25 protein-coding genes and 1 other annotated feature are annotated in these 26204 nt (G+C 68.8%); of the genes, 9 read left to right on the top strand and 16 right to left on the bottom strand.

Going from position 1 to position 26204, the window contains the following annotated elements; translation table 11 throughout:
• Positions 1 to 26 precede the first annotated feature (26 nt).
• A complete protein-coding gene (gene tadA / locus IP78_RS03830; protein ID WP_369814662.1) occupies positions 27 to 509 on the bottom strand; it encodes a tRNA adenosine(34) deaminase TadA in 483 nt (160 codons plus the stop codon).
• Between tadA and IP78_RS03825 the strand changes: the two genes are divergently transcribed.
• Both IP78_RS03825 and rsmD read left to right on the top strand, forming a co-directional pair.
• Entirely contained in the window at positions 498 to 2018 is a 1521-nt protein-coding gene (locus IP78_RS03825; RefSeq protein ID WP_054110384.1) for a pseudouridine synthase, read from the top strand. The two genes, tadA and IP78_RS03825, sit on opposite strands and share 12 nt — an antisense overlap.
• 3 nt (positions 2019 to 2021) lie before the next feature.
• Entirely contained in the window at positions 2022 to 2597 is a 576-nt protein-coding gene (gene rsmD, locus IP78_RS03820) for a 16S rRNA (guanine(966)-N(2))-methyltransferase RsmD (RefSeq protein WP_054110383.1), read from the top strand.
• Here rsmD and IP78_RS03815 read toward each other — a convergent pair.
• Both IP78_RS03815 and IP78_RS03810 read right to left on the bottom strand, forming a co-directional pair.
• A complete protein-coding gene (locus IP78_RS03815) occupies positions 2546 to 3142 on the bottom strand; it encodes a hypothetical protein (protein WP_054110382.1) in 597 nt (198 codons plus the stop codon). The genes rsmD and IP78_RS03815 overlap by 52 nt on opposite strands.
• Positions 3143 to 3229: 87 nt before the next feature.
• Positions 3230 to 3505 (bottom strand): YjhX family toxin, encoded by a 276-nt coding sequence (locus IP78_RS03810; protein ID WP_054110381.1) that lies wholly within the window; start codon positions 3503 to 3505, stop codon positions 3230 to 3232.
• A 182-nt stretch (positions 3506 to 3687) separates the two neighbouring features.
• Here IP78_RS03810 and IP78_RS03805 point away from each other — a divergent pair, with 182 nt between their 5' ends.
• Positions 3688 to 4701 carry a DUF1668 domain-containing protein gene (locus IP78_RS03805; RefSeq protein ID WP_054110380.1) on the top strand — a complete coding sequence of 338 codons (1014 nt, stop codon included), beginning with the start codon at positions 3688 to 3690 and terminating at the stop codon, positions 4699 to 4701.
• Positions 4702 to 4856: 155 nt separating this feature from the next.
• Here IP78_RS03805 and IP78_RS03800 read toward each other — a convergent pair whose 3' ends face one another.
• The 3 genes from IP78_RS03800 to mutL form a co-directional block, all read right to left on the bottom strand.
• Positions 4857 to 5333 carry a low molecular weight protein-tyrosine-phosphatase gene (locus IP78_RS03800; protein WP_054110379.1) on the bottom strand — a complete coding sequence of 159 codons (477 nt, stop codon included), beginning with the start codon at positions 5331 to 5333 and terminating at the stop codon, positions 4857 to 4859.
• A gap of 18 nt (positions 5334 to 5351) precedes the next feature.
• Complete coding sequence (locus tag IP78_RS03795; protein WP_082384828.1) at positions 5352 to 8066, bottom strand: ATP-binding domain-containing protein; 2715 nt, start codon at positions 8064 to 8066, stop codon at positions 5352 to 5354.
• Between the two features lie 151 nt (positions 8067 to 8217).
• Positions 8218 to 10074 (bottom strand): DNA mismatch repair endonuclease MutL, encoded by a 1857-nt coding sequence (mutL, locus tag IP78_RS03790; protein ID WP_054110377.1) that lies wholly within the window; start codon positions 10072 to 10074, stop codon positions 8218 to 8220.
• 212 nt (positions 10075 to 10286) lie between these two features.
• Here mutL and IP78_RS03785 point away from each other — a divergent pair, with 212 nt between their 5' ends.
• The gene (locus IP78_RS03785; protein WP_054110376.1) at positions 10287 to 10862 is read left to right on the top strand and encodes a DUF4287 domain-containing protein; all 576 of its coding nucleotides are present in this window, start codon (positions 10287 to 10289) and stop codon (positions 10860 to 10862) included.
• 14 nt (positions 10863 to 10876) lie between these two features.
• Here the strand turns inward: IP78_RS03785 and IP78_RS03780 are convergent, their stop codons facing one another.
• The 4 genes from IP78_RS03780 to gltX form a co-directional block, all read right to left on the bottom strand.
• Positions 10877 to 11308, bottom strand: coding sequence for a hypothetical protein (locus IP78_RS03780; RefSeq protein ID WP_054110375.1), 432 nt, complete (start codon positions 11306 to 11308; stop codon positions 10877 to 10879).
• A gap of 55 nt (positions 11309 to 11363) precedes the next feature.
• The gene (locus tag IP78_RS03775; RefSeq protein WP_054110374.1) at positions 11364 to 12512 is read right to left on the bottom strand and encodes a GNAT family N-acetyltransferase; all 1149 of its coding nucleotides are present in this window, start codon (positions 12510 to 12512) and stop codon (positions 11364 to 11366) included.
• 30 nt (positions 12513 to 12542) lie between these two features.
• A complete protein-coding gene (gene gltA, locus IP78_RS03770) occupies positions 12543 to 13844 on the bottom strand; it encodes a citrate synthase (RefSeq protein ID WP_054110373.1) in 1302 nt (433 codons plus the stop codon).
• Between the two features lie 67 nt (positions 13845 to 13911).
• Positions 13912 to 15330: a glutamate--tRNA ligase gene (gltX, locus tag IP78_RS03765; protein WP_054110372.1), complete on the bottom strand. Its 1419-nt coding sequence runs from the start codon at positions 15328 to 15330 to the stop codon at positions 13912 to 13914.
• On the opposite strand from gltX, the gene IP78_RS03760 reads away from it, so the two are divergent.
• Positions 15299 to 17506: a ComEC/Rec2 family competence protein gene (locus IP78_RS03760; RefSeq protein ID WP_231680911.1), complete on the top strand. Its 2208-nt coding sequence runs from the start codon at positions 15299 to 15301 to the stop codon at positions 17504 to 17506. The genes gltX and IP78_RS03760 overlap by 32 nt on opposite strands.
• A gap of 152 nt (positions 17507 to 17658) precedes the next feature.
• On the opposite strand, the gene lexA is transcribed toward IP78_RS03760, so the two are convergent.
• The 4 genes from lexA to IP78_RS03740 form a co-directional block, all read right to left on the bottom strand.
• Positions 17659 to 18351, bottom strand: coding sequence for a transcriptional repressor LexA (gene lexA, locus IP78_RS03755; RefSeq protein ID WP_054110371.1), 693 nt, complete (start codon positions 18349 to 18351; stop codon positions 17659 to 17661).
• A 298-nt stretch (positions 18352 to 18649) separates the two neighbouring features.
• Positions 18650 to 19444 carry an indole-3-glycerol phosphate synthase TrpC gene (trpC, locus tag IP78_RS03750; RefSeq protein ID WP_054110370.1) on the bottom strand — a complete coding sequence of 265 codons (795 nt, stop codon included), beginning with the start codon at positions 19442 to 19444 and terminating at the stop codon, positions 18650 to 18652.
• Complete coding sequence (gene trpD / locus IP78_RS03745) at positions 19441 to 20475, bottom strand: anthranilate phosphoribosyltransferase (protein WP_054110369.1); 1035 nt, start codon at positions 20473 to 20475, stop codon at positions 19441 to 19443. Before trpD ends, trpC begins: the two co-directional genes overlap by 4 nt.
• A complete protein-coding gene (locus IP78_RS03740) occupies positions 20475 to 21065 on the bottom strand; it encodes an aminodeoxychorismate/anthranilate synthase component II (protein ID WP_054110368.1) in 591 nt (196 codons plus the stop codon). Before IP78_RS03740 ends, trpD begins: the two co-directional genes overlap by 1 nt.
• A gap of 107 nt (positions 21066 to 21172) precedes the next feature.
• Between IP78_RS03740 and IP78_RS03735 the strand changes: the two genes are divergently transcribed.
• Positions 21173 to 21364 carry a hypothetical protein gene (locus tag IP78_RS03735; RefSeq protein ID WP_054110367.1) on the top strand — a complete coding sequence of 64 codons (192 nt, stop codon included), beginning with the start codon at positions 21173 to 21175 and terminating at the stop codon, positions 21362 to 21364.
• Positions 21365 to 21528: 164 nt separating this feature from the next.
• On the opposite strand, the gene IP78_RS15455 is transcribed toward IP78_RS03735, so the two are convergent.
• The gene (locus IP78_RS15455) at positions 21529 to 21696 is read right to left on the bottom strand and encodes a hypothetical protein (protein WP_197272364.1); all 168 of its coding nucleotides are present in this window, start codon (positions 21694 to 21696) and stop codon (positions 21529 to 21531) included.
• 155 nt (positions 21697 to 21851) lie between these two features.
• Here IP78_RS15455 and IP78_RS03725 point away from each other — a divergent pair, with 155 nt between their 5' ends.
• On the top strand, positions 21852 to 22997 hold the full coding sequence (locus tag IP78_RS03725; protein WP_054110410.1) for a GNAT family N-acetyltransferase: 1146 nt from the start codon (positions 21852 to 21854) through the stop codon (positions 22995 to 22997).
• 11 nt (positions 22998 to 23008) lie between these two features.
• On the top strand, positions 23009 to 23923 hold the full coding sequence (locus IP78_RS03720) for a cupin-like domain-containing protein (protein ID WP_054110365.1): 915 nt from the start codon (positions 23009 to 23011) through the stop codon (positions 23921 to 23923).
• A gap of 26 nt (positions 23924 to 23949) precedes the next feature.
• On the opposite strand, the gene IP78_RS03715 is transcribed toward IP78_RS03720, so the two are convergent.
• Positions 23950 to 25431, bottom strand: coding sequence for a SulP family inorganic anion transporter (locus IP78_RS03715; RefSeq protein ID WP_197272363.1), 1482 nt, complete (start codon positions 25429 to 25431; stop codon positions 23950 to 23952).
• A 35-nt stretch (positions 25432 to 25466) separates the two neighbouring features.
• Positions 25467 to 25524 (bottom strand) — a sequence feature (sul1 is cis-regulatory element that is thought to sense ions involved in sulfur or methionine metabolism; They are found in Alphaproteobacteria).
• A gap of 145 nt (positions 25525 to 25669) precedes the next feature.
• Between IP78_RS03715 and IP78_RS03710 the strand changes: the two genes are divergently transcribed.
• The gene (locus tag IP78_RS03710; protein ID WP_054110364.1) at positions 25670 to 26188 is read left to right on the top strand and encodes a hypothetical protein; all 519 of its coding nucleotides are present in this window, start codon (positions 25670 to 25672) and stop codon (positions 26186 to 26188) included.
• The last annotated feature ends 16 nt before the right edge of the window (positions 26189 to 26204 follow it).

Genomic DNA, 26204 nt, shown 5'->3' with positions numbered 1-26204 from the left:
GAGGGCTCCGTTATGGTCAGGCTCGGCTAACGGACCGGGCCGACCCCCGTTCCGCGACGCGCGCGAAAGAAGCCGCGCAGCATGCCGGCCGCCTCATCGGCCAGGACGCCGCCCTCACTGGCGGGACGGTGGTGCAGCGTCGGCTGTTCGAACAGGCGCGGGCCGTGGATCACCGCTCCGCCCTTGGGATCGTCCGCGCCCCAAACGACCCGGCCGATGCGCGCATGGCTGATGGCCCCGGCGCACATGGCGCAGGGCTCCAGCGTCACATACAGGGTCAGGCCGGTCAGACGGTAGTTGCCCAGGCGCTCGGCGGCGGCGCGCATTGCCACGATCTCGGCATGAGCGGTCGGATCGTGGCCCGCGACGGGGCCGTTGGCGCCCTCGGCGACGACCTCGCCCGTCGCTTCGTCGACCACGAGCGCGCCCACGGGCACCTCGCCCGCGTCCGCCGCCGCTTGCGCCAGGGCCAAGGCCATGCGCATGAACCGCTCATCATGGCCCGCCATCCCGACGACAACGACAAGAAGCCTTCGCCGCGTCAAGCCCCGCGCGCCCACAAGCCCGGCGACCGGCCCAGGAGCGGTGCCGCCCGCCCCGGCTCGGCTTCGGCCGCGCGCTACGAAACCCTGGACAAATCCGCATCGGGTCGGGGATCCGGCGGCGGTCGCGCCTATGCGCCGGACAAGTGCGCGCGCCCCGAAAAGCCGATCCGGGGCAAGCGCTACTCCGCCGATCCCAAGGCCGGAGGCGGCAAACCGGGCGCCAAGGAGGCTCCCGCCGAGCCCAAGCGCACCGAACGCATCGCCAAGGCCATGGCCCGCGCGGGCATCGCCAGCCGGCGTGAGGTCGAGCGGCTGATCGGCCTGGGCAAGGTTGCGGTCAACGGCCGCATCCTCGATACCCCCGCCACGCTGGTGACCCGCGACGACGTCATCACGGTCGACGGCAAGCCGATCGCGGCGACGCAGGCGACGCGCGTCTGGCGCTACAACAAGCCGGTCGGCCTGCTGACCAGCCACAACGACCCGGCGGGACGGCCGACGGTGTTCGACGCCCTGCCGGCCGGCCTGCCGCGCGTCATCTCGGTCGGGCGGCTCGACATCAACACGGAGGGCCTGCTGCTCCTGACCAACGACGGCGAGCTCAGCCGGGCGCTTGAGCTGCCGGAGACGGCGCTGGTGCGTCAGTACCGGGCTCGTGCGCGCGGGCGGGTGACGCAGGAACAGCTGGACAAGCTCAAGGAGGGCGTCACCGTCGACGGTGTCCGCTATGGGCCGGTCGAGGCCACCATCGACAAGGCCAAGACCAACGAGGACGGCTCCCAGTCGGCCAATCTGTGGATCAGCGTCTCCATCACCGAGGGCAAGAACCGTGAGGTGAGGAAGGTGCTCGAATCGGTCGGCCTGACCGTCAACCGTCTGATCCGCCTGGCCTATGGGCCGTTCCAGCTGGGGACCCTGCCGACCGGCTCGGTCGAGGAGGTTGGACCGCGCGTGATCCGCGAACTGCTGGCCCAGCACATCCGCCCGGAGAACCTGCCCCAGGGCAACACGGTCGAGACGCCCGCGCCGATCCCGGGTCGCCGCACGGGCGCGCCCAAGGTGGTCGGCAAGTCGGGCTCGGCGATCTCCGATCCTTCGAGAAAGCCCAGCCGCGTCCGCGCCGCCGAGACCGCCGCCGAGGAGGGCGCCGCCCGCGCCGCCCGCGCGCCCAAGAAGGCAGGATGGGCCAAGGCCGCGCCGAAGTTCGAGCACCCCAAGAAGGCCTTCAAGCCTCGCACCCGTCCGGACGGCGAAGGCGGCGACGACCGGGCCAAGCGCCCGTTCAAGCCGCGCGAGGACAAGATCATCGGCCCGAAGTCGCCGACCTGGGCGCGCGACACGGACAAGCGCGCGGGCGGTGCCAAGCGGCCGTTCAAGCCCCGGACGGACGGTACCGCAGGGCGTCCGGCCGGTCGCGGCGCGGGCGGGCCCAGAAAGCCGTCCGGACCCCGCGGTCCCCGCTCCGGCGGCTGATCCATGCGGATCGTCGCTGGAAAGCTGAAAGGCCGGGGCATCGTCGCGCCGGAAGGGCAGGGCACGCGGCCGACATCCGACCGCGCGCGGCAGGCCATCTTCAACGTGCTCGAGCACGCCGCCTGGGCCGAGCCGCTCAACGGCACCCGGGTCATGGACCTGTTCGCCGGCTCCGGCGCGCTCGGCTTCGAGGCCCTGAGCCGGGGCGCGGCGTTTGCCCTGTTCGTCGAGACCGGCGAGGACGCGCGCGGGGCCATTCGGGACAACGCCGACGCCTATGGCCTGATGGGCGCGACGCGGGTCCATCGGAGGAGCGCCACAGACCTCGGCGTGCGGCCCGGCTCGGACGGGGAGGCGTTCGACCTGGCCTTCCTGGATCCGCCGTATGGCAAAGGGCTAGGGGAACAGGCGCTGGCCCGGCTGATCGAGGGCAACTGGCTCAAGCCCGGGGCGATCGTGGTGTTCGAGCGCGGATCGGATGAGCCGGAGATCGAGACGCCGGGCTATGAGCGGCTGGACGCGCGGGACTATGGGGCCGCGCGGGTCCTGTTTCTCAGGGCATCTTCAGGGGCGGGCTGAATCTCGGGAAAATGTGCACCCGAAAAAACAGGGTGGACATGGTGTACATTTTCGTTCGGATCGTCGGGCCCGGACAGTTGCGGGGGGACGGGATCGCCCAGCGACAGGGCCTCGTCCACCTCGTCGTCTTCCGCTTCAACCTCGCGCCGGTCGGCCTCGCTCTGGACGATGCGCTGGCCATGGGTCAGGCCGGGATAGATCTCGGCCAGGAGCGCGTTGCGTTCGGCGTCCAGCGCCTTCCACAGGCGCCGCCAGCGGATGGCCTCGACCGACCGGCCCTGCTCCAGCGCCTGGAAATAGCGCCGCCGCGCCGTCCCCACCTCATCGTCGGTCCCGAAGTCGTCATAGATGGCCAGGGTCTCCTCCCCAGCCGGATCCGCGTGGTCGGCGCGACGCCAGCCATGCTTGCGGGCGCGCTTGCGAAAGGCCGACAGGCCCAGACCATGACGCCGGCACACGGCCTCGGCCGTCATGCCCGCCAGATAGTCATCCCGCGCCCGGGCCCAGGTGTCGGCGGAACGAATGCGATAGGGTGAGAGGCTCATGGGCAGGCAGCATAAGAGGTCGATACGTCAGAATCGGACGCAGGAGACGCGCGCGACCTTGCCGCCGCGCGCGTCCCCTTCACAGCCTCACCAACTGCGGGGTGTGACCCGGTTGTCGAGCTGGCTGCGCATGCGCGCCAGGCCCTCGCGGTTGACCCGGTAGGGGCCGCCGTTACGGCTGATGATCAGGCCCTTCGTCTTCAGCTTCTTCCAGACCGCCAGGGTGCAATCGGTCAGGATATAGCCGTCGCGGGTGATGCAGTCGGCTTTCAGGATGCGGCCGTCCGCGTCGCGTTCGAGCACGATGCCGCCGCCCTGCGCCAGGGCTTGCAGCGTGCGCTGTTCCGCACGGGAGATGTTCATTTGGGAGTGTCCGTGATGTCGTGAAGGCTCGCGCCGGCGCCATCACGCCGACGGTGGATCAGAGGCTTCGACAGTCAGCGCCGTCGGCCTCAGGCCTTTCGCGCAATCTCGGACATAGGCTTCCCGGAGGAGTGGACGGTCCGCCCATAGCGCAGGCGGGCGGGCTGTTCTAGCCTCCGGCCATGACCCAGATCGACCGCCGCACCCTTCTGATCGCCGCCGGCGCGGCCGCCTTGCCACACGCCTCTCGGGCGCAAGCCGCGTGGGAGACGCGCGCGCCGCTGCCCTGGCCGGTGCAGGAGATCTACGCCGCCGTGTGGAACGGGCAGATCGTGACAGCGGGAGGCCTGGTCGGACGCACCAATGCGCCGCTGCACATCGAGGATCGCGTCGGCCTCTACGACCCCGCCGCCGACGCCTGGAGCGAGGGGCCCAAGCTGCCTGAGGCCCGGCATCACCCGATGATCGTGGCCGAGGGCGACCGCCTGTTCGCCATCGGCGGCTATCGCCGGGGCGAGGGCGACTGGACCAATGCGACCGAGGTCTGGAGCCTGACGCCGGGCGACGACACCTGGACGCCGGGACCGGCCCTGCCCACGCCCTTGGCCGAGTCCGTCGGCCTGGCCCACGCCGGGCGGGTGCATCTGGTCACCGGCCGCTCCCCGGGTGCCGAGGCCAACGCCCAGTGGCGGGATCAGGTGGACGTCGACACCCACTGGGTGCTCGCCGACGGCCGGTGGGAGCGGGCGCGGCCGGCGCCGATGGCCCGGAACAGCGCGGCGGGCGCGGTGCTGGACGGCGCGCTGTGGATCGCGGGCGGGCGGACGGTGACCGGCGGCGGGACCGGACGGCTGGACCGCTATGATCCGGCCGAGGATCGCTGGGACACCCTGGCCCCTATTCCGCGCTCGGCGGCGGCGGATCAGCAGGTCGGGGGCGGTCTGGCGATGGTCGCCGTCGAAGGGAAACTGGTCGCGTTCGGCGGGGAGTGGTTCGCGCCCGGCGGCGGCGGGGTGTTCCGCGAGACCTGGCTCTATGACCCGGCGACCGACGCCTGGAGCGCCGGGCCGGACATGAGGACGCCTCGCCACGGTCTGGCGGCGGCGGCGGTGGGCGACACGGTCTATGCCATCGCGGGCGGGGCGGTGGTGTCCGGCGGGCAGGCGGTGGGCACGGTGGAGGCCCTGACCGTCTAGAGCGAGTTTGGCTCAGCTATCCTCATTCGTTCGTCATGGCCGGGCCTGTCCCGGCCACCCATAAACCCGGCTGGTGGGGCTCAAAGGCGAGATCGGCGTGTATGGGCCGCCGGGACAAGCCCGGCGGTGACGAGTTCAACTGAAGCAAAAGTGCTCTAGCGTGCGGCCTCCGCGTCCTTCGACAGACGCTCCACGATGGCGCGGGCGGCGGCGGTGACGTCGGCCCAGGTGGCGTCGAAGCCCTCGGCCTCGCCGAACCAGGGATCGGCCACGGCCTGCCCCTGTCGCCCCGGCACCCAGTCCAGCAGCAGGCTGAGCCGCGCGGAGCCGTCTTCGGGCGCCAGGCGGCGCAGGTCCTTCAGATTGGCGTGGTCCAGGGCGACGATGTGGTCAAAGCAGGCGAAGTCGGCGCGCGTGACCTGACGGGCGCGAAGGGCGGTGATGTCGACGCCGTTCCGGGCCGCGACGGCGACGGCCCGCTCATCCGGCGGCTCGCCCGCATGCCAGTTCCCCGTGCCGGCGGAATCGACGACCAGCGCCACCCCCCGCCGCGCCGCCTCGGCCCGCAGGGCGCCCTCGGCGAGCGGCGAGCGACAGATGTTGCCGAGGCAGACGAAGAGGAGGGAGGGCATGGGGCTGCTGCTTTGAACTTACAGCGACAGGGAGGCACGCTCGCTATTTGACCAACTCGTGCCAAAGGCGTCGGCGATAGAATTCAAGGTCGCCGGCAACTCGCGTTCGGTGGTCATGCCAAGATACATCGCGGCTCTCGTCGTGCCGACATAGAGGTATTTATTGAAGAGATCAGGTCGAGCCTCGGCGAGGCGGTCAACCCCGACGAAGAAGACGCCTTCGAACTCGAGACCCTTGATGTGCTGTATGTCGAACACTCGGACATCGCCGTCATCGCCAGTCGCCTGTCCGCCAAGACAGGGTGTACACCGGATGTTGCGCGCTTCCAGAGCGCGGCCTAACTTTTCAGCCAGCGGTACGACCTCCTGTTCGGTGTTCACCAGAACGGCCAACGAGGGCAGAGCGCCGGTTATCTTCTCGACCTCGCCTATCCTCTGGTCGAGCCAGTCGACCAGAGCTTCACCATCTAGGCCGATCCCGAGCACCGGCATCACGCCTTCATTCTCCACATGGGCGGGCAAGGCCGCCTCCTCGTGGCTGTCGTTGGTCAAACTGGCGATGCGATGCGCCAGAGCGTTCAGCTGCCGACTGTGGCGGTAGGTAACCTCGATCCGCTCGGTTCGGAGCTTGGGTGAAATCCAGGCGATCTCGGCGAGGCTGCGAACGCCCCAGTCCGTGATGCGCTGATTGAAGTCGCCGCAGGCCGCGAAGGAGTCAGCGACCGGGTCGGCGAGCGCCGCCATGCAGGCGAGCTGCAGAGCTGAAAAGTCCGTGGCTTCGTCGATGAGAATTTGGGTGCGGAACAGACCGACGACGCGCTCCAGCAGGATGTCCTCGCCGCCAGCGGTCAGCTCCGGCAGAGCGAGCAATTCCCGGGTTGAGCGCAACACCCCAAGTACCAACAGGTCGATTTCGAGCGGGCTCAGGTCCGCCCGAGCATAGGGGACGTCGGCATACCAGCGCCCCTCAGACGCGCGCTCGGCGCGGAAACCGCGATAGCGCAAAGGCAACAGGCGCAAATAGGCGCGCATTGGATTCGACAGGCGCCGAAGCGCCGCGGCGTGGCGTGCCCGCTTGCCGATGTCGACGAGCGTTTTCCGCGGCGGTAATCGATCACCGATCCATTCGATGATGCGGGCGTTTCGGCTCTTGGGGGGGAGCCGTCGGCCGACAGCTATAGCGCGCGCCTGGGCGCGGACCGCCCGGATATAGACGTCAAAAGCGGCTTCTCGCGAGAGGCGGCCGTCACGGACGTCGTCCTCATCATCATCGAGGTCGCCGTCATCCAGATCGTCAGGGTCCTCATCGAGGGCCTGGACAAAGGCGAGCAGCCGATCGAATAGAGCGCCGTCTGCGCGCATTTGTTCGGCGAAGGCCTTGCGAAGTTCTGTGTTGATACCTTCGATCAAGGCCGCCGCGATGTCACGGACCCCGCGTTCATAGCGTCTGAAGGCGGGGAAGGCAGAAGGCGACGGCAATCGTGCGCTGGTCTCGACCAAGCTGACTAGCTGTTTAATCAGGTCGGAGGCTCCCGGGCCGGTGTCGTCCCTCAGGCCTTGGGCCACTTGGTTCAACTCTGACCAGAACTTCTGGCGCTGCCAGGCAATGAAGTCGTCATACCAGTCCGTCTGACTAACGATCGTCGTCGGCAATAGATTCTGGAGGTCCGGCTTGCGGTTGGCTCCCTTAGAATTGCCGCTGCGCAGAATGCCTAGCGTATCTCGGGCGATGCCGTCCCTGAATCGATCCCAGACCACCATCTGCTGGTTGGACGCAGGCACCTGTTCGCGGGCAAAGGCCTCCTTGACGTACTGCCGCAAAAGCTCGCTTGGCGAAAACATGAGCCAGCTGGTGCCATGCCGCGCGCCGCCCGACACACTCGCGGCCACAAGTCGCTTCTCGTCCTCAGTGAGATATTCCTGATCGATCTTCAGGCCTAGCCGCTTGATCAAGGTCGTAGTCTTGCCGCTTCCTGGAGGCCCTAGGATCAGCATCTGGCTATCGAGAGGTCGGCGAAAAATCGCATCCTGATACTGGTCCAGCAGCGGTTGCTCGCGCAGGCTCATTCGTTCGACGACGGTCCTCCGAATGCCTTCAAAGACCAGCGGGTCGCCACCGCGTAGCGCGGCTTCAAGTAGTTGAAGCGCATCCTCTTCGGGCAAGGCGTCGAGCAGTGCTCGAAGGGAGACGATCGTCCGGGGTGTGCGCTCGGCTGTCTCGACGACGCTGCCGTAGGCGTTCCAACCTCGACCTTGGCGTTCTGGCTTAAACGTCGTCTTGGCGCGCAGCTCGACGAACCGACCATCATGCAGATCGACATCTTGGCCAATAGGTTGGGCCGCGAGTTTACCAACGGCAGACCTGTAACTTGCGACCCGTGCGTTGCCGATCATCGCCCTGGGGGCACCGCTCGGCGTGATGTAAATGACCTCCTCAACCCCAGCGTCGTTGCGCGTAACGAGCCGCGCGACCGCCGGGCGCTCCAGCACCGCCTCGAGATTACGCCGCTCTTGGTCGGAGATCTCCGACAGCGATCTCGACGAGGTGTCCGTGAAACTGTTCTGGATGACGAGCGCAGACGATTGGGGACCGCGATGACTCAGCAACGCCTCTTCAGCGACTTCAGCCGCACTGTCGCAATAGCTGAGAATGTCCTCCGCCAACGGCCGCAGGTCGTCATCACTAGCTGCACCCGAACGCGCGTGACTGTCTTGCGTATCGCTGTGCGACATTTAGCTATTCCCCGCGAGCCAAGGCGTCGTCGATCCACCATAACGCGTGCCGCACACTTAGAAAGGCCCGCACGCACAACAATGCCTGACGCCTAGGTGGGCGTTCGCAGCTCGACGCTCCAGCGTGTTCTTGTGCGTGGCTGGCCAGCCCTCACCGCCGCCCAAACAGCTTCTCCAGATCCGCCAGCTTGAGCTCCACATAGGTCGGCCGCCCGTGGTTGCACTGGCCGCTGTGTGGCGTGGCCTCCATCTGGCGCAGCAGGGCGTTCATCTCGGGCGCGCTGAGCACCCGACCGGCGCGGACGCTGCCGTGGCAGGCCATGGTGCCGCAGACCTCGCCCAGGCGCTCGGACAGGGCGAGCGCCGCCCCGTGTTCGGCCAGGTCGTCGGCGATGTCGCGGATCAGGCCCTGGACGTCGGTGTCGCCCAGGAGCGCCGGCGTCTCGCGCACCAGCACCGCCCCGCCGCCGAAGGGTTCGACGATGAGGCCGAGCTGGGCCAGTTCCTCGGCGCGGGCGACGACGCGGTCGGCCTCGGCGGGGTCGAGCTCGACGACCTCAGGCGTCAGGAGGGCCTGGCGGGTGACGAACCCTTGCGCCATCTGGGCCTTCATCCGTTCGTAGACGAGGCGTTCGTGGGCGGCGTGCTGGTCGACCACGACGATGCCGTCGCGGGTCTGGGCGACGATGTAGGTGCCGTGGACCTGGGCGCGGGCGGCGCCGAGGGGGCGATTCTGCGGATCAGGTTCCAGGTTCGAGGTTCTAGGGTCTAGGGAATCCGGGCCCGCTTCGACACGGGCACTGCGTTCGCCGAGGCCGGGGATGATCTGGGCGCTGGCCGTCGCGGGCTGGGCCCAGCCCGGCCAGCCGGACCAGCCCGGAGCCGCGCCGCCCAATCCCTGATCCCTAGAACCTGGAACCTGAAACCTTTCCACGCCGGTGTGCGGCCGGAACCCCGCCATGACGCTGTCGGCGACGGTGGTCGAGGCGCGGTGGCCGGCGGCGGCGAGGGCATGCCTCAGCGCGCCCACGATCAGGCCGCGCACCAGGGCCGGGTCGCGAAAGCGGACCTCGGCCTTGGCGGGGTGGACGTTCACGTCGACGAACAGGGGATCGATGTCGAGGAACAGCGCCGCCGCCGGATGCCGGTCGCGCGCCAGGAAGTCGGCGTAGGCCCCGCGCAGCGCCCCTTGCAGCAGGCGATCGCGTACCGGGCGGCCGTTGACGAACAGATACTGATGCGCGCCGTTCCCGCGGCTGTAGGTCGGCAGGCCCGCATAGCCGGACAGGCGAATGCCCTCGCGCGACTGGTCGATCAGCAGGGCATTGGCCTCGAAGTCGCGGCCCAGCAGGGCGGCGAGCCGCTTCAGCCGCCCCTCGTCGCCGGGGTGTTCGGCGGGCAGGCGCAGCACCGTCCGGCCGTCGAGGTCGAGGGTGAAGGCGACGGCCTCGTGCGCCATGGCCTGGCGCTTGATCTCCTCGGAGATGGCCATGGCCTCGGCGCGCTCGGACTTCATGAACTTGAGCCGGGCGGGGGTGGCGTAGAACAGGTCGCGGACCTCGACGCGGGCCCCGTGCGGGCCGGGGAAGGCGGCGGGGGCGACCGGGCGGGTGTCGCCGCCCTCGACGGTGATCTGATGCGCGTCGCCGCCGGCGCTGCGGCTCGTGATGGTCAGGCGGGCGACCGAGCCGATGGAGGGCAGGGCCTCGCCGCGAAAGCCCAGGGTGTGGATGCGCAGCAGGTCGACGTCGCCGGCGTCGTCGGGCTCCAGCTTGGAGGTGGCGTGGCGCTCGACCGCCAGCGCCAGCTGGTCCGGGGCCATGCCGTGGCCGTCGTCGGCGATCAGGATGCGGCTCAGGCCCCCGCCGTCGGCCTGGATCTCGATGCGGCGCGCGCCGGCGTCGAGCGCGTTCTCGACCAGTTCCTTGATGGCGCTGGCCGGGCGTTCGACCACCTCGCCGGCGGCGATGCGGTTGACGGTCTCGGGCGGGAGGCGGCGGATGGGCATGGGATTCGGTAAGGTAGTGCTTCCGGGGGTCGGGGCGAAGGGCGCGCCGCAGGCGAGAAAGGTTTCTTCACAGCGGGCACGGCGGAAGGAAAGCCACAGAGAGCACAGCGGGACCCCGTGCGTGGCCACGACGATGCTCTCGCCGTGTTCGCCGTGATACGCTGTGATCGCTGTGATGAACCCCTTTCGAGGTTCGCCCGGATGGACAGACCATGACCACGATCCAGATGACCGAGCGGCAGAAGAAGTGGTTCGCCACGGTGCAGGCGAACCTGGAGGCGCAGACCGGCAGGCCGCTGGGCGCCTGGGTCGAGGTGCTGAAGGCCTGTCCGGAGACGGGGCCGAAGAAGCAGGCCGCCTGGCTGAAGGCGAACCACGGCCTGGGCATCAACCACGCCTCCTACGTCATCTCCGCCGCCGATCCGGGCGGGCTGGGCTGGGACGATCCCGACGGCCTGCGCGCGGCGCTGTGGAAGGACGAGGGCTCGCTGGCGATCCTGGAGGCGGTGGAGCGGATCGCGGCGGGGACGGGCGGCGTCATCCCCACCCAGAGGAAGGGCTACACCGCATGGAGCCGGTCCGTGCAGTTCGCCGCGATGCGCCCGCTGAAGGGCGGCCGGGCGCTTCTGGGGCTGAAGCTGGAGCCGGAGGCGTCGGCGCGGCTGTCGGCGGCGGTGCGAAAGGAAAGCTGGTCCGAGCGGCTGACGGCGGTGGTGGAACTGGATGACGCGGCGGCGGTGGACGGGGAAATCGCGCGGGCGTTCGCGGCGGCGGCGGAGCGGGGGTAGGCGCCGCCGTAGATCTACAGAGGTTCGAAGTCGCGCGAGGAAAAGCCCGCTAGGGACGCTTGGGCGAGCACATCATTCGCGCATGCTTCTGTCGCCCGCCACTCCTCCCATTCGAAGATTGCTTGAACCTCAGCGGTATCGAGTTTGCGACTACCCCACCGCTCAACATCGAGGTCTCTATCAGCCTTGAGGATTAGCTCTCCGAGCGACCGGAGAAACGACTGAATGGACGCGGCTAGGTTTGGGTGATCCGTCAAATGGATCGCCAACTCTTTGTCGATGTCCTCGGATTGCAAGTCGCCAAAAACCTGCTCGTCCAACTCCCCCGTGTAATATGCAGAGGTCTCCTGGCTTCCTGCCTCCCACGTCCGACGCAGGCGACCGTCGCTGACCAACTCGGCGTAGCTGATGATTTGGGGCAGCCATGTCTTGAAGAAGTCGATCATGGTCAGAGCTTAGGCCTCTGGGAGATCCTCGCGAAGGGGTGTGCCCCGTTTCTCGTCAGCGTCGAAACGGCGACAACTCCGCCGTCAGCCCGGCGATCTCCGCCTCCACGCCCCGCCGCTCCTGCTCCAGATACCGCTCCACCGGGACCCTCAGCGCCATGTCGGCGATGTGGTGGGCGGAGTAGACGGGGGTGGGGAGGTAGCCGCGGGCGATCTTGTGCTCGCCCTGGGCGCCCGCCTCGACGCGGTTGAGGCCGCGCGAAATGGCGAAGTCGATGGCCTGGTAGTAGCAGAGCTCGAAATGGAGGAAGGGCACCTCCTCCAGCGCGCCCCACTGGCGGCCGTAGAGCGCGTCGCGGCCGATGAAGTTCAGGGCGCCGGCGATCGGCGTCTCGCCCCGGAAGGCCATCATCAGGGCGATACGGTCGGCCATCGTCTGACCGATCAGGCTGAAGAAGGCGCGGGTCAGGTAGGGGCGGCCCCACTTCCTCGACCCCGTGTCCATGTAGAAGGCGAAGAAGGCGTCCCAGTGGGCCTCGGTGATGTCCGATCCGGTCAACACACGGATGTCGAGATCGGCCTGGGCGTCGCGGCGTTCGCGGCGGATGGTCTTTCGCCGGTTCGACGACAGGGCGGCGAGGAAGTCGTCGAAGGTCAAATATCCGTCGTTTCGCCAGATGAACTGCATGTCCTGGCGCAGCAGCAGGCCCCGGTCGCCCATCAGCCGCCACTCGGCCTCGGTCGGGAAGTTGACGTGCAGCGATGACAGGTCCAGCCGCTCGCACAGGGTCAGGGCCCCCTGGATCAGGGCTTCGCGCACCGTCGTGGCGTCCGCGTCCGGATGGGCGATCAGGCGCGGCCCGGTGGCGGGCGTGAAGGGCACGGCCGACAGCAGCTTGGGATAATACCGCCCGCCCGCCCGCTGATAGGCCTCGGCCCAGCTGTGGTCGAAGACGTACTCCCCCTGGCTGTGGCCCTTGAGCCAGAGGGGCATGACGCCGACGACCCGGTCGTCGGGGTCGCGCAACGTCAGATGCCGCCCGGCCCAGCCCGCGCGCGGCACGGCGCTGCCCGAGGCCTCGCAGGCGTGCAGGAAGTCGAAGCTGACGAACGGATCGCCGGTCGAGGCGGCGCAGGTCTCCCACGCCTCGCGGCCAATGGCGGCGAGGCTGTCGTGGACCTGGAGGGTGAAGTCGGCGGTCATTGGTCCCTTTTCCCCTGGCGGGGGAGGGCGTCAGCCCCGCGACTGGATCGGCACGTAGTCCCGCTCGGTCGGGCCCGTGTAGAGCTGGCGCGGGCGGCCGATCTTCTGGGACGGATCGGCCATCATTTCCTGCCACTGGGCGATCCAGCCGACGGTGCGGGCCAGCGAGAACAGCACGGTGAACATCGAGGTCGGGAAGCCCATCGCCGACAGGGTGATGCCCGAATAGAAGTCCACGTTCGGGAACAGCTTGCGCTCGATGAAATACTCGTCGTTCAGGGCGATGCGCTCCAGCTCCTTGGCGACCTGGAACAGGGGATCGTTGGGATCGCCGACGGCGGCCAGCACCTCGTCGGCGCTCTCCTTCATCACCTTGGCGCGCGGATCGTAGTTCTTGTAGACCCGGTGGCCGAAGCCCATCAGCTTGTATTTCTTGGCCTTCACGCCCTCGATGAACTCCGGGATCTTCTCCGGGGTGCCGATCTCTTTCAGCATGTTCAGCGCCTCCTCGTTGGCGCCCCCGTGCGAGGGGCCCCACAGGCAGGCGATGCCGGCGGCGATGCAGGCGAAGGGGTTGGCGCCCGACGAACCGGCCAGACGCACCGTCGAGGTCGAGGCGTTCTGCTCATGGTCAGCGTGCAGGATGAAGATGCGATCCATGGCCCGGGCCAGAACCGGATTGACCACATAGTCCTCGGCCGGGACGGCGAAGCACATGCGCAGGAAGTTCTCGGCGTAGTTCAGGTCGTTCCTGGGCCACACGAACGGCTGGCCGATCGAGTATTTGTAGGCGCGCGCGGCGATGGTCGGCATCTTGGCGATCAGGCGGATGGCCGAGATGTCGCGCTGGCGGGCGTCATGGATGTCCAGGCTGTCGTGGTAGAAGGCCGACAGCGCGCCGACCGCGCCGACCATGATCGCCATGGGATGGGCGTCGCGGCGGAAGCCCTCGAAGAAGCGGTCGAACTGGGCATGCAGCATGGTGTGCATGGTCACGTTGTTCTCGAACTTGGCGTACTGGGCCGCGTTCGGAAGCTCGCCGTGCAGCAGCAGGTAGCAGACCTCGATGAAGTTCGATTTCGAGGCCAGCTGATCGATCGGATAGCCGCGATGAAGCAGGGTGCCCACGTCGCCGTCGATGAAGGTCAGGCCGCTCTCGCAGGCGGCCGTGGAGGTGAAGCCCGGGTCGAAGGTGAAGGCGTCGGTCGCGGCGTAGAGCTTTCTGATGTCGATGACATTGGGGCCGGTGGAGCCCGCCAGCACCGGCATCTCAACGGTCTTGCCTTCGTAGGTCAGGGTCGCCGTACCGGCGGGTTTGGACACGTCGCTCATCAGCGGCCCCTTTGTACTGGAGTGTCGCGGCCGGTCGGGCCAGCCGCCTCGGAAAGGTTATGGACGTTCACTTAGTCTGTTGCAGCGCATCATCCAAGCGCCCCAGAGCCTCTTCGCGCCCCAAGGCCGAAAGGATGCGGGCGATATCGGGCGAAACGAGCCCGCCGGTCAGGGCCGCGCGCATCGGCGGTCCGATCTTGCCGAATCCAACACCCTCTTCCTCGGCGAAGGCTTTGAGCTCGGCCTCCAGCGCGAAGACGTCCCAGGACTGGAAGAGCGCCAGCCGGTCTCTTAGGCGGGCGATGCGGTCCGCGGTTTCGCCCGAGAGCAGGGCGCGCGCCTTGTCGTCGAGCGGGAGCGGGCGACGGGCCAGCACAAAGGCCGCCTGGTCGGCCAGTTCGATGAGGGTCTTGGCCCGGTCCTTGACGAAGGGCATGGCCTGCTGGAGTCGGGCCTCGTCGCCTTCGTTGAGCGCGCGACCGGCCGCGAGGTGGGCGTCCAGCGTCAGCTTGGCCAGGCGGTCGTCGGCGGCGAGCCGCAGCCAGTGGGCGTTGACGTGGGCCAGCTTGTCGAAATCCAGGCGGGCCGGGGCCTTGCCGATGGCGTCGAGGTCGAACCAGTCCTGCGCCTGTTCGTCGGAAAACAGCTCGTCGTCGCCGTGGGCCCAGCCGAGGCGGGCCAGGTAGTTGCGCATGGCCTCGGGCAGATAGCCCATCTCGGCGTATTCGTGGACAGCCTGGGCGCCGTGCCGCTTGGACAGCTTGGCCCCGTCCGGCCCGTGGATCAGGGGGATGTGGGCAAACGTCGGGCGCGGCCAGCCGAGCGCGTCGTAGATCAGGCTCTGGCGCGCGGCGTTGTTCAGATGGTCGTCACCCCGGATGACGTGGGTCACGCCCATGTCGTGGTCGTCGACGACGACGGCGAGGTTGTAGGTCGGGGCTCCGTCCGAGCGCAGGATGACGAGGTCGTCGAGCGCCGAGGTCTCCCAGCGCACCGTCCCCTGCACGGCATCGTCGACGACGACGGCGGTGTCGAGCGGCCGGCGGAAGCGGACGGTATGAGGCTGGGCCAGATCGTCGACCGTCGGCTCGCGGTCGCGCCAGGGCGAGACGAAGTCGCGGCCCTCGGCCTTGGCGGTATCGCGTAGCGCCCCGGTTTCCTCGGCCGACAGGAAGTCTCGGTAGGCGTGGCCGGTTTCCAGCAGCTGGTTCACGACCTCGCGATGGCGGTCGGCGCGGGCGAACTGGAAGACGGGATCCTCGTCGGCGAACAGCTCAAGCCAGGACAGGCCGTCGAAGATGGCTTTGACCGCCTCGTCGGTGGAGCGCTCACGGTCTGTGTCCTCCACGCGGATCAGGAACTTGCCGCCTCGACCTTTCGCGTAAAGGTAGTTGAACAACGCCGTTCTTGCGCCTCCTATGTGGAGGGAGCCGGTCGGCGAGGGAGCGAAGCGGGTGACGACAGGGGTCGAGGGGGCTGCGGGCATGGGGGAGGGGTCCGGTCGGGCCGCCCTTATAGCGCCTGATCCTCTGAATCCCAGCGTCGCGCGGCCGGGGTTTTCGCGCCGCGTGGCGGCGTGGCTGAGGGCCGAGGCGGTGGCGCAGAGCCTGCGCTGGCGGCTGTGGGCCCCGGTGGCGTTCGGCGGCGGGGCGGCGGTGTATTTCGCCCTCAAGACCGAGCCTCCGCTGTGGCCGCTGATCGCAACGGCGGCCGTGGCGGCCGGGGTCTGGCTGGCGGTACGGCGGCTGGGGGCAGGGCGAGCGGTGACCCTGCCGCTGATGCTGCTGGCGTGTCTGGCGCTGGGGCTGGCGGTGGCCAAGGTTCGGACCGAGCGGGTGACGGCGCCGATCGCGCCGGCGATGGCCGAGCCGACGGTGGTCGAGGGCTGGGTTCTGGACGTCGACAGTCCGGGCGACCGGGGCCATCGGGTGGTGCTGGCACCGGTGCGGATTCGCGGCCTTACCCCTGAGGAGACGCCGATCCGGTTGAGGGCCACAGTGCGGGGCGAACCGCCCAGGCCGGGCGAGGCGATCCGGCTGTTCGCCATTCTCAATCCGCCGCCGCCGCCGGCCAGTCCTGGGGCCTATGACTTTGGGCGGAACGCCTTTTTTCTCGGCATGGGCGGGACGGCGTTCGGGCTGGGCGAGACACGGGCCGTGGCGTTGCCCGAACCGCCGGAGGGGCTGAAGCGAACCATGGCGATCAATGCGGCGCGGTTCGCGCTCGCCGAACGGATCGTGGCGCGTCTGGGCGAACGGACGGGCGGGATCGCGGCGGCGATGGTGACGGGCCATGAGACCTGGATCGCGCGAGAGGATCTGGATGCCATGCGCGACAGCGGCCTGGCGCACATCCTGTCGATCTCGGGCCTGCACATGGCGATCGTGGGCGGGTTCGTCTTCTTCGGCGTCAGGCTGGGCGTGGCGGCGTGGCCGTGGCTGGCGCTCCGGGTCAACGGCAAGAAGATCGCGGCCATCGTCGGCCTGATCGCGGTCGGCAGCTATCTGGTCGTGTCCGGCGCGCCGCCGCCGGCGCAGAGGGCGGCGATCACGGCCTCGGTGGCGTTCGCCGCGGTCCTGCTGGACCGACCCGCGATCACCATGCACGCCCTGGCGGTCGCGGCCATGATCGTGCTGCTGATCCAGCCCGAGGCCATCGTGACGCCGGGGTTCCAGATGTCGTTCGCGGCGACGGCCGCCCTGGTGGCGTTGGCGGAAAGCTGGCCCCGCCGGGTAAGGGACATGGGCGTGCCGTGGCCCATCGCTGTGATCCAGACCGGCGGCCACTGGATCCTGGCCGCGGTGACCGCCAGCTTCGTGGCTGGCGCGGCGACCGGGCCGTTCGCCGTGCAACACTTCAACCGGATGGCGATGTACGGACTGGTCGCCAACCTCGGGACTTCGCCCATCGCCGACTTTCTGATGATGCCAGCCTTGGCGCTGGGCGCGGTCCTGGAGCCACTGGGACTGGGCGGGCCGTTCCTGTGGGTCGCGGGCAAGGGCGTCGATGCGATGCTGGCCATCGGGCACTGGACGGCAGGTTTGCCCGGCGCGGTCCGGACGGTTTCGAGCGCGCCCGACTATGTGCTGGCGATCGCCTTCCTCGGGGTGCTGTTTGTCTGTCTGTGGAAGGGGCGGTTGCGGTGGCTGGGCCTGCCGTTCGCCTGCGCGGTCCTGCTGTGGCCAAGGATGGAGACGCCGACGATGTGGATCGGCGACGCTGGGACCAACGCGGCCTGGAGCGAGGGCGGGCGGGCCGTGGTGGTGCGGCCCGGAGTGCGGGCGTTCGCGGCGGACCTGTGGTCAAGGCGAAGGGGGCTGGAGCTGACGCCGAGGGCGGCCGAGGGGTGGGTCTGTCAGCGGACGGCGTGCGCGCCGACGGACGGGGCGGCGCCGGTCGCCCTGTGGTGGGGGAGGCGGGAACCTGATGCGGTTCAGCTGGACGACCTATGTCGCGCGGCGGAGGTGGTGAGCGTGCGGGCCGTCGTCAACGCCTTGCCGCCGGCGTGCGCCGAGCGGCTGGTGCTGGACGGCGTCGACTTCGCGCGGGGCGGGGCGGTGGAGCTATGGCGCGGCGAGGACGGCTGGCGGGCGCTGTGGACATCGGATGTGCGGGGCGACCGGCCTTGGAGCCGGATCGGGGATCCGGACGGGGAGGGGTAGACACTCCCACTTTCCGCTCATCCCCGCGAAAGCGGGGACCCAGTGCTTAAGCGAGGCAGAGTGCTGGGATCGCTTTCTTGTCTCCGGCCTGACCGTTCATCGCCCAAAGGACTGGGTCCCCGCTTTCGCGGGGATGAGCGGAAATCAAGAACTCAGTGATACCGGCGGATGAGCCCCACCAGCTTGCCCTGGACCTCGACCTGGTCGGGGCCGAAGATGCGGGTTTCGTAGTTGCGGTTGGCGGGCTCGAGCGCGATGGAGCCGCCCTTCTTGCGCAGCCGCTTCAGCGTCGCCTCCTCGCCTTCGACCAGGGCAACGACGATTTCGCCCGACGTCGCCGTGTCGGATTTCTTGATGACGACCAGGTCGCCGTCGAGGATGCCGGCCTCGATCATCGAATCGCCCTCGATCTCCAGCATGTAGTGCTCGCCCGCGCCCAGCATGGCCTCGGGCACGGAATAGCGGCCGTTGTCGCCCTGGAGCGCGGCGATGGGGGCGCCGGCGGCGATCTTGCCGACCAGGACCAGTTCGCGGGTGTCGTTGGCGGCTTCGGCCGGCTGGCTGCGGCCGCCGCCCTCGATGACCGCTGGCGTGAAGCCGGCGCGCCCGCGCGGCGCGCCCGCCGTGGCCTGTTCCGGCAGCTTCATGACCTCCAGCGCCCGTGCGCGGTGGGCGAGGCGGCGGATGAAGCCGCGTTCCTCCAGCGCCGTGATCAGGCGGTGGATGCCCGACTTGGACGCCAGATCCAGCGCTTCCTTCATCTCGTCGAAGGAGGGCGAGACGCCCGTCTCCTTGATGCGTTCGTGGATGAACATCAGGAGTTCGTGCTGTTTGCGCGTGAGCATCGGCGGAGGCCTTCAGAACAAGTCGTGAACCGTTGCCGATGTTCTGTAAGTGTTCTTGGTGAATGTCAACTTAACGGCGGAGGGGCACATCCTTCTCCCTTCCCCTGGAGGGGGAAGGGCCGGGGATGGGGTGGAGCCCGGGTCTTGGGGAAGGGCACGGCCACGCCGAAGTCATGTCGAAGCGCTCGGAGTCTCCGTGGGTCAGAGGAAGCATCGTGCCTCCACCCCATCCCAACCCTTCCCCCTCGAGGGGAAGGGCTCGCCGTTGCAAGTCGCTCAAGCCGCTGAAGTCCTTTGCTCACAATACGGTAAGCAACCTGCGCGTCGCCTCTTCCACATCTGGCTGACGCATCAGGCTCTCGCCAACGAGAATCGCGCCCGCGCCCGCCTCGGCGACCGCGGTGACGTCGGCGGGGGTGAAGATGCCGCTCTCAGCCACCAGCAGGGCGTTCGCCGGTGCCAGATGCGCCATGCGGGCGGTGGTGTTCAGGTCGACCTCGAAGGTGCGCAGCGACCGGTTGTTGACGCCGATCAGCTCGCTGCCCAGCGCGGCGGCGCGGGCCATTTCGGCCTCGTCGTGGGTCTCGATCAGGGCGTCCATGCCGAATCGGCGGGCCTCGGCCAGCAGGTCGGCCGCCAGCGAATCATCGACCATCGACAGGATGATCAGGATGCAGTCGGCGCCGAGCGTGCGGCTCTCTGCGACCTGCCAGGGATCGACGAGGAAGTCCTTGCGCAGACAGGGCAGGGCGACGGCGGCGCGGGCGGCGACCAGATAGGCATCGTCGCCCTGAAAGCTCGGCCCGTCGGTCAGGATCGACAGGCAGGCGGCGCCGCCGGCCTCATAGGCGCGGGCGAGCGCGGGCGGGTCGAAGTCGGCGCGGATCAGGCCCTTGGAGGGGCTGGCCTTTTTGACCTCGGCGATCAGGGCGGGGCGGCCCGGCTCGGCCTTCTTTCGCAGGGCGGCGGTGAAGCCGCGCGGCATGCCGGCGACGAGGGCGAGCGATTCGATCTCGGCGAAGGGGCGCTCGCGTTTGCGCGCGGCGACGTCGTCACGCTTGTAGGCGGCGATCCGTTCGAGGATGTCGGTCATGCCTCGGGCACCTCGGCCGGAGCGGAGGTAATGCGGGCCAGGGTCTCCAGAGACCGCGCGGCCGAGCCATCGTCGATGGCGCGGGCGGCGACGGCCACGCCGTCCTTCAGATCGGCGGCGCGGTCGGCGACGACCAGGGCGGCGGCGGCGTTGAGCAGCACCACGTCGCGATAGGGGCCGGGGGCGCCGTCAAGCAGGGCGCGAAGGGCCGCAGCGTTCTCTTCCGCGTCGCCGCCGCGCAGGTCGGCGAGGCTGGCGCGGGGCAGGCCGGCGTCCTCGGGCGTGATCTGGAAGCGGCGGACGGCGCCGTCTTTCCACTCGGCGACGTCGGTCGGGCCGGTGGTGGTGAGCTCGTCCAGACCCTGGCCGTGGACGGTCCAGGCGCGGACAGCGCCGAGGCGGCCCAGCACCTCGACGAGGGGTTCCAGCAGGCGGGGGTCGTAGACGCCCATGACCTGACGCCGGGCGCCGGCGGGGTTCGACAGGGGGCCCAGCAGGTTGAAGACGGTGCGGAAGCCGATCTCGGCGCGGATCGGCGTCACATGGCGCATGGCGCCATGATAGGCGGGGGCGAACAGGAAGCAGATGCCGGCCTCGTCCAGGGCCTGCTTCTGGCGCTCGGCCGGGGCCATGAGGTCGACGCCCAGCGCGGCCAGCACGTCCGACGATCCGGACTTGGAGCTGAGCGCGCGGTTGCCGTGCTTGGCGACCTTGAGGCCCGCGCCGGCGAGCACCAGCGCGGCGGCGGTGGAGATGTTGAAGGTGTGGGCGCCGTCGCCGCCGGTGCCGCAGGTGTCGATGACGTCGAAGGGCGTCTCGAAGGGGGCGGCGGCCGAGCGCATGGCGCGGGCGAAGGCGGTGATCTCCGGCACGGTCTCGCCCCGGATGCGCAGCGCCGTGACGGCGGCGGCGACCTGGGCCGGGGTGGGCTCGCCGCGCAGGCAGGCGGCGAAGAAGTCGCCCGCCTCGGCCTCGGTCAGGACCTGGCCGTCGACCAGCTTGGCCAGCAGGGGCTTGATGGTGTCGGACATCAGACGACCGCGAGGCGGCGGACGTTGGCCAGGTCCAGGAAGTTGGCGATCAGGTCGTGGCCGTGCTCGGTGGCGATGGATTCCGGGTGGAACTGGACGCCGTGGATGGGCCGTTCGTGGTGCTGGACGCCCATGATCTCGCCGTCCTCGGTCCAGGCGGTGACGTCCAGCGTATTGGGCAGGGTCGCTCTGGAGACCGCCAGGCTGTGATAGCGGGTGGCGGTGAAGGGGCTGGGCAGGCCCTTGAACAGGCCGCGACCGTCGTGGGTGATCGGCGAGGTCTTGCCGTGCATCAGGGTTTTGGCCCGGATCACGTCGCCGCCGAAGGCCTGGCCGATGGCCTGATGACCCAGGCAGACGCCCAGGATCGGCATGTCGTCGGGCGCGGTGGTCAGGATGGGCAGGCAGATGCCGGCCTGATCCGGGGCGCAGGGGCCGGGGGACAGGAGGATGGCCTCGGGCTTCAGCGCCCAGGCTTCGTCGACGGTCAGGTCGTCGTTGCGGACGACATGCGTCTCCGCGCCCAGCTCCGCGAGGTAGTGGACGAGGTTGTAGGTGAAGCTGTCGTAGTTATCGACGACGAGGATCATGAGCCGCTTCTAGGGGCTGGCTGGCGCATCGCCAAGCGAGGAGGCGCGGCAACTCTTGGTTAACCGAATGGGCGTGAGGTCGCAGTCGAACCGAGGGAGCGCCCGCCATGGCCGATGCGATGACCCAGATCGAAGCCGCGCGCGGCGTGCTGGTCGCGCCGGCGAGGAAGGCCGGGGCGCTGGGCCTGCTCGGCGCGACGGCGCTGGCGGCGATGGCGGCGGTGCTGCTGGCGGGGGTCATGGTGCTGGGGCCGGGCGTGGTGATCGAGGATCCGAGCGCGGTTTCGGCGACGGAGTAGGTCGGTTTTCACTTAGTCCTCCCAGATTCGGGGGGCGACGTGTGGCGCAGGTGAGCCAGACCCCCGTCATCGCCCATGGATCGGCGGGCCGCCCCTCCCGGCCGTTCGTCTCTGACCTCTGCTGAAGGGGAGGGAGAGCGGGTTTTGGGCTCTGGCTGCCGGTCCTATCTGTTCGGCTCCCCGGTCGCCGGGTCGGTGGCGGTTTCGCCGGAGTTGGAGGAACCTCTGGAGCCTGCAGGCTCCTGGGCTGGGCGAGGGGGGCGACCGTCGCCGACGGGCTTTTCTTCCTCGTAGTCCGACGAATAGCCGGGGTCGCGGACGGGGTCGGTCATGGAGGGCTCCTTGCAGGCCATGGCAACGTTCCGGACGCGGCAAGGCTCCCGGCCAACCTTTCGTTCACCACGCCTCTGAACCGTGCCGAAATGGCGCCCGTGGCAGGGTCCCGGCCGGAACGCGTCTTGCGGAAGGACGCACGATGGGGATGCGCATGGCCGGATCGCTACAGATCGAGATTGTCACGACCGACCAGCTGACGCTGGCCGACCGCGTGCTGTGGCGGGCCATGACGGACGCCAATCCGGACCTGGCCAGCCCCTATTTCCGCTTCGAGTTCACCGAGATCGCGGGGCGGATCAGCCCGGACGCGGCCGTGGCGATCCTGAGCCGGGACGGGCGAACGGTCGGCTATTTTCCCCACCAGAGGCGCGGAGCGGCGATCCAGCCGCTGGGCGCGCCGATGAACGACTATCACGGCGTCATCGCCATGCCCGGCGATGCGCCGCCGCTGGAGACGGTCGCGGCCCTGCTGGGTGCCCCGCGTCTGAACGTCTCGGCCTGGGTCGGGCCGTCGGGCGTCGGCGAGCCGCGCGAGACCCTGATGACCATTACGCCCGAAGAGGGATACGAGGTCTGGTACGCCGAGCGACGCCAAACCTGGAGCAAGTATTTCAAGGACAAGGAGCGGGCGCGGCGCAGCCTGGAGGCCGAACAGGGCGCGGTCCGGGTCGAGCGGGGTCTGACTGACCCGGCGCTGCTGGATCATCTGATCGCCCTGAAACGCGAGCAGTATGCCCGCACGGGGCGTCACGACATCTTCGCCTGCGGCTGGACGCGTGATCTGCTGCACGCCCTGATGACCGATGGGCGCGAGGATTTCGGCGCGTCCATGGCGGCGCTGTGGAGTGGGGATCGGCTGGCGGCGATCGAGTATTCGCTGCACGCAGGCGACCGATATCACTTCTGGTTCCCGGCCTATGAGCCGGCGATGGCACGGTGCTCGCCGGGGATCCTGCTGACGCTGGACACCATGAAGCTGGGCTGCGCGGACGGGTTCCGCGTGTTCGACTTCGGGTTCGGGGGCGAGGGCTACAAGAAGTACTTCTGCAATGCGTCCCAGGGTGTGCGCGAGGCCGTGGTGCTGAAACCCGGACTGGGCGCGGCGCTTTCGGACGCCGCGGTCGGCCTGCTGAACGGGGCGGCGGGCGGGCGGGCCGAGCGGCTGAGGACCAGCGTGCGCCGGCGCTGGGCCGCCATCGAGGCCTGCGAAACGACCTCCGCCAACCGGCTGATGGGCGCCGTCGCCGCCGCCGGCGTGGCCATGAAGAAGGCGACCGGCCGCCAGGCCTCTGTGTGAACAGGACAAGCATGACCCCCGACGCCCGCCGCACCCGCTATCCCGGCCCCATCGCCGAGGCCGCCAAGCACCCGCACGGCCTGGTGGAGCAGGGCTTCGCCTCCGACGAGGCCCTGGCCGAGATCCTGCACCGCTATCCGGCCGATCTGATCGACATCAACCTGTATGACTATGACGCCGAGGGGCAGGTCTTATTGAAGACCGGCGACAAGGGCGACCTGACAGGCGAGCAGCTGCTGGCGGCGATCCAGGGCGGGCGGCTGTGGGTCAATCTGAGGAACGCGGAAGCCGGTTGCCCCGACCTTTGGGCGGCGGCGATGGGCGAGTTTCGGCGCATCGAGGCGGCCTATCCCGGCATGAGGGCGGTCAAGAACGCGGGGCAGCTGATCATCTCGTCCCCGGTTGCCCGGGTGCCCTATCACTTCGACGCGGCAGGCGTGATCCTGTTTCACCTGAGGGGTCGCAAGCGGCTGTTCGTCTATCCGGGCGACGAGAGGCATCTGCCAGAAATCGCGATGGAAAAGGTCGTCGCGCGCCAGACCACCGAGGAAATCCCTTACGCACTCGCTTTCGAACAGGACGCCCAGGTCTTCGATCTCGAGCCCGGGGAGGCCCTGACCTGGCCCTTCTATGCGCCGCACAGGGTCGAGAACCTGGACAAGTTCTGCGTCAGCCTGTCGATGGATTTCCAGACCTGGCCGTCGCGGTTCCGGAACGGCGCCCTCTACACCAACGCCGTGATCCGCAGCCGGGGCGGGAGACCCCGCTTCACGGAGGCCATGTCGACGCCGGAGCTGGCCGCGCGGTGGGCGGCGTCGCTGGCGCTGAAGCGGATCGGGGCGCTCGACGACCAGATCGCGAACATACGGCGGGAGTTCACGCCGGATGCGTCCGTGGCGGATGGAGCCCGGCCGATCCAGGCCTGATCGGTCTCAGGGCCATACGACCGTCGTCAGTGAGCAGCGGCGGCTGGAAGATGGTCCTTGTCGTGACGACCGACCTTGTCGACCAGGGTCCGGGCCGCCGCGTTCATGCCAATGACCTCGACCTCAGCCCCCTGGCGGCGATAGCGGAACACCACCTTGTCCACGGCGGCCACGCCGGTCAGGTCCCACAGGTGGGCGTCGGTCATGTCGATCTCGACGCGCTTTGGGTGGCCGTGGTGCTCGAAGGCGGCGGCGAAGACATCGGCCGAGGCGAAGAACAGGTTGCCGGTGACGCGATAGCGCAGATGGCCCTCTTGGGGCACCTCGATCTCCTCGACGACGACGGTCTTGCCGACCTTTCGCATGAAGAAGATCGCCGACAGGATGACGCCCAGAACTACGCCCTTGGACAGGTCGTGGGTCACCACTACCGTCGCCGTCGTCGCGATCATGACGATCGAGGACTGGATCGGCGTGGAGCGCAGTCGCAGGACCGAGCCCCAGTCGAAGGTGCCGACCGAGACCATGATCATCACGGCCACCAGGGCCGCCATCGGGATCTGCGCCACCCAGTCCTGAAGCACCAGGATCAGGAACAGCAGGAACAGCCCCGCCCACAGGGTCGACAGCCGTCCCCGCGCGCCGCTGGTCACATTGATGATCGACTGGCCGATCATGGCGCACCCCGCCATGCCGCCGAACAGGGACGAGGCGATGTTGGCGATGCCCTGGCCGCGCGTCTCGCGGTCCTTGTCCGAAGGCGTATCGGTGATGTCGTCCAGCAGGTTGGCGGTCAGCAGACTCTCTAACAGGCCGACGAAGGCCAGTGTTGCCGCGACCGGCCCGATGATCGTCAGCGTCTCCCACGTCAGAGGGACGTTCGGCAGGTGGAACATCGGCAGGGTCGAGGGCATCTGACCCATGTCGCCCACGGTCCGGACATCCAACCCCAGGACGATCACGAGGGCGCTGATGGCCACGATAGCGACCAGTGGCGATGGGACTGCCCGTGTGATGCGCGGAAAGCCGTAGATGATGACGAGGGCCGCCCCGACCAGGGCGAAGGTCTGCCAGTTGGCCCCGATCAGCTCGGGCATCTGGGCCAGGAAGATCAGGATGGCGAGGGAGTTGACGAAGCCCGTCATCACGCTGCGCGACACGAACTTGATGTAGCGGCCCAGCCTGAACAGGCCCACGATGATCTGGAACACGCCGGTCAGGAGCGACGCCGCGAACAGGTATTCCAGCCCGTGATCGCGCACCAGGCCGACCATCAGCAGGGCCATGGCACCGGTCGCGGCCGAGATCATGGCCGGGCGTCCGCCGACGAAGGCGATGGTCACGGCGATGACGAAACTGGCGTAGAGACCGACGGCCGGGTCGACCCCGGCGATGATCGAGAAGGCAATGGCCTCCGGGATCAGGGCCAGGGCGACGACGGTGCCGGCCAGAAGGTCGCGTCGTGGATTGGCGAGCCACTGCTGGCGCGCAGAAGCGATGAGGGACATTCGGTTTCACAGGGATGAGCCGCGCGGTGCGACTCGGTTTCCTGGCGGATGGGCGGCCAGGATAGCCACCGGCGGTGCGTGTGCCGGTCCAGAGCGAGCGCTGCCTTGTGCCTGTGCCGGCCTTGCCGCGCAAGTCTCGACGCCCACAGACCGCCCGCAGGCATCCGGCGTCCCTGCCCCGCTTGCGTCAAGGTTCCTTGTCATGTAAAGGACGGTTGTCTTTTGCAGGGAGGGCCCCATGGCCAGCGTGATTTCAGGAATGAACCCCACCGCGCCGATCCGGTCGGAAGCCGAAGCCGAAGCGGCCGCCAAGGCGAGCGCGATATCGATCTTCATCGGGGTGGTCGTCGCCCTGGTCACCGTTGGATGGTCGTTCGCCAATCCGCAGGCGATGCAGGACGCGGTGGCGTCGGCGGCGGGCGGAGGCGAGGTGAACGCCGAAGCCGCCGCAATGGGCGCGCAGTTCGCGCTCTACCTGACCGGTGGGCTGGCCGTAGTTCAGCTGATTTTCGGCATCATCCAGTGGCGCAATCCGGGCAAGTGGATCGCCATCCTGTTCCTCGTGCTCCTGGCCTACGGCATCCTGTCGACGGCGGCGACGCCGCTGCTGGCCGGCATGGTGCCCAACGCGCCGGCGATCCCGACCTGGCAGATCGCCCTCTCCCTCGTCATCATGGTGATCCAGGTGGTGCTGCACGTCGCGGGGCTGCGCGGCATCAACAAGCTGGACACGCTCCAGATGCAGGCGGCGCGCTAGTCTGATTAAGCTCTGA

Source organism: Brevundimonas sp. AAP58 (assembly GCF_001295975.1).
Lineage (GTDB): Bacteria > Pseudomonadota > Alphaproteobacteria > Caulobacterales > Caulobacteraceae > Brevundimonas.
This window is presented reverse-complemented; position numbering and strand designations above follow the sequence as displayed.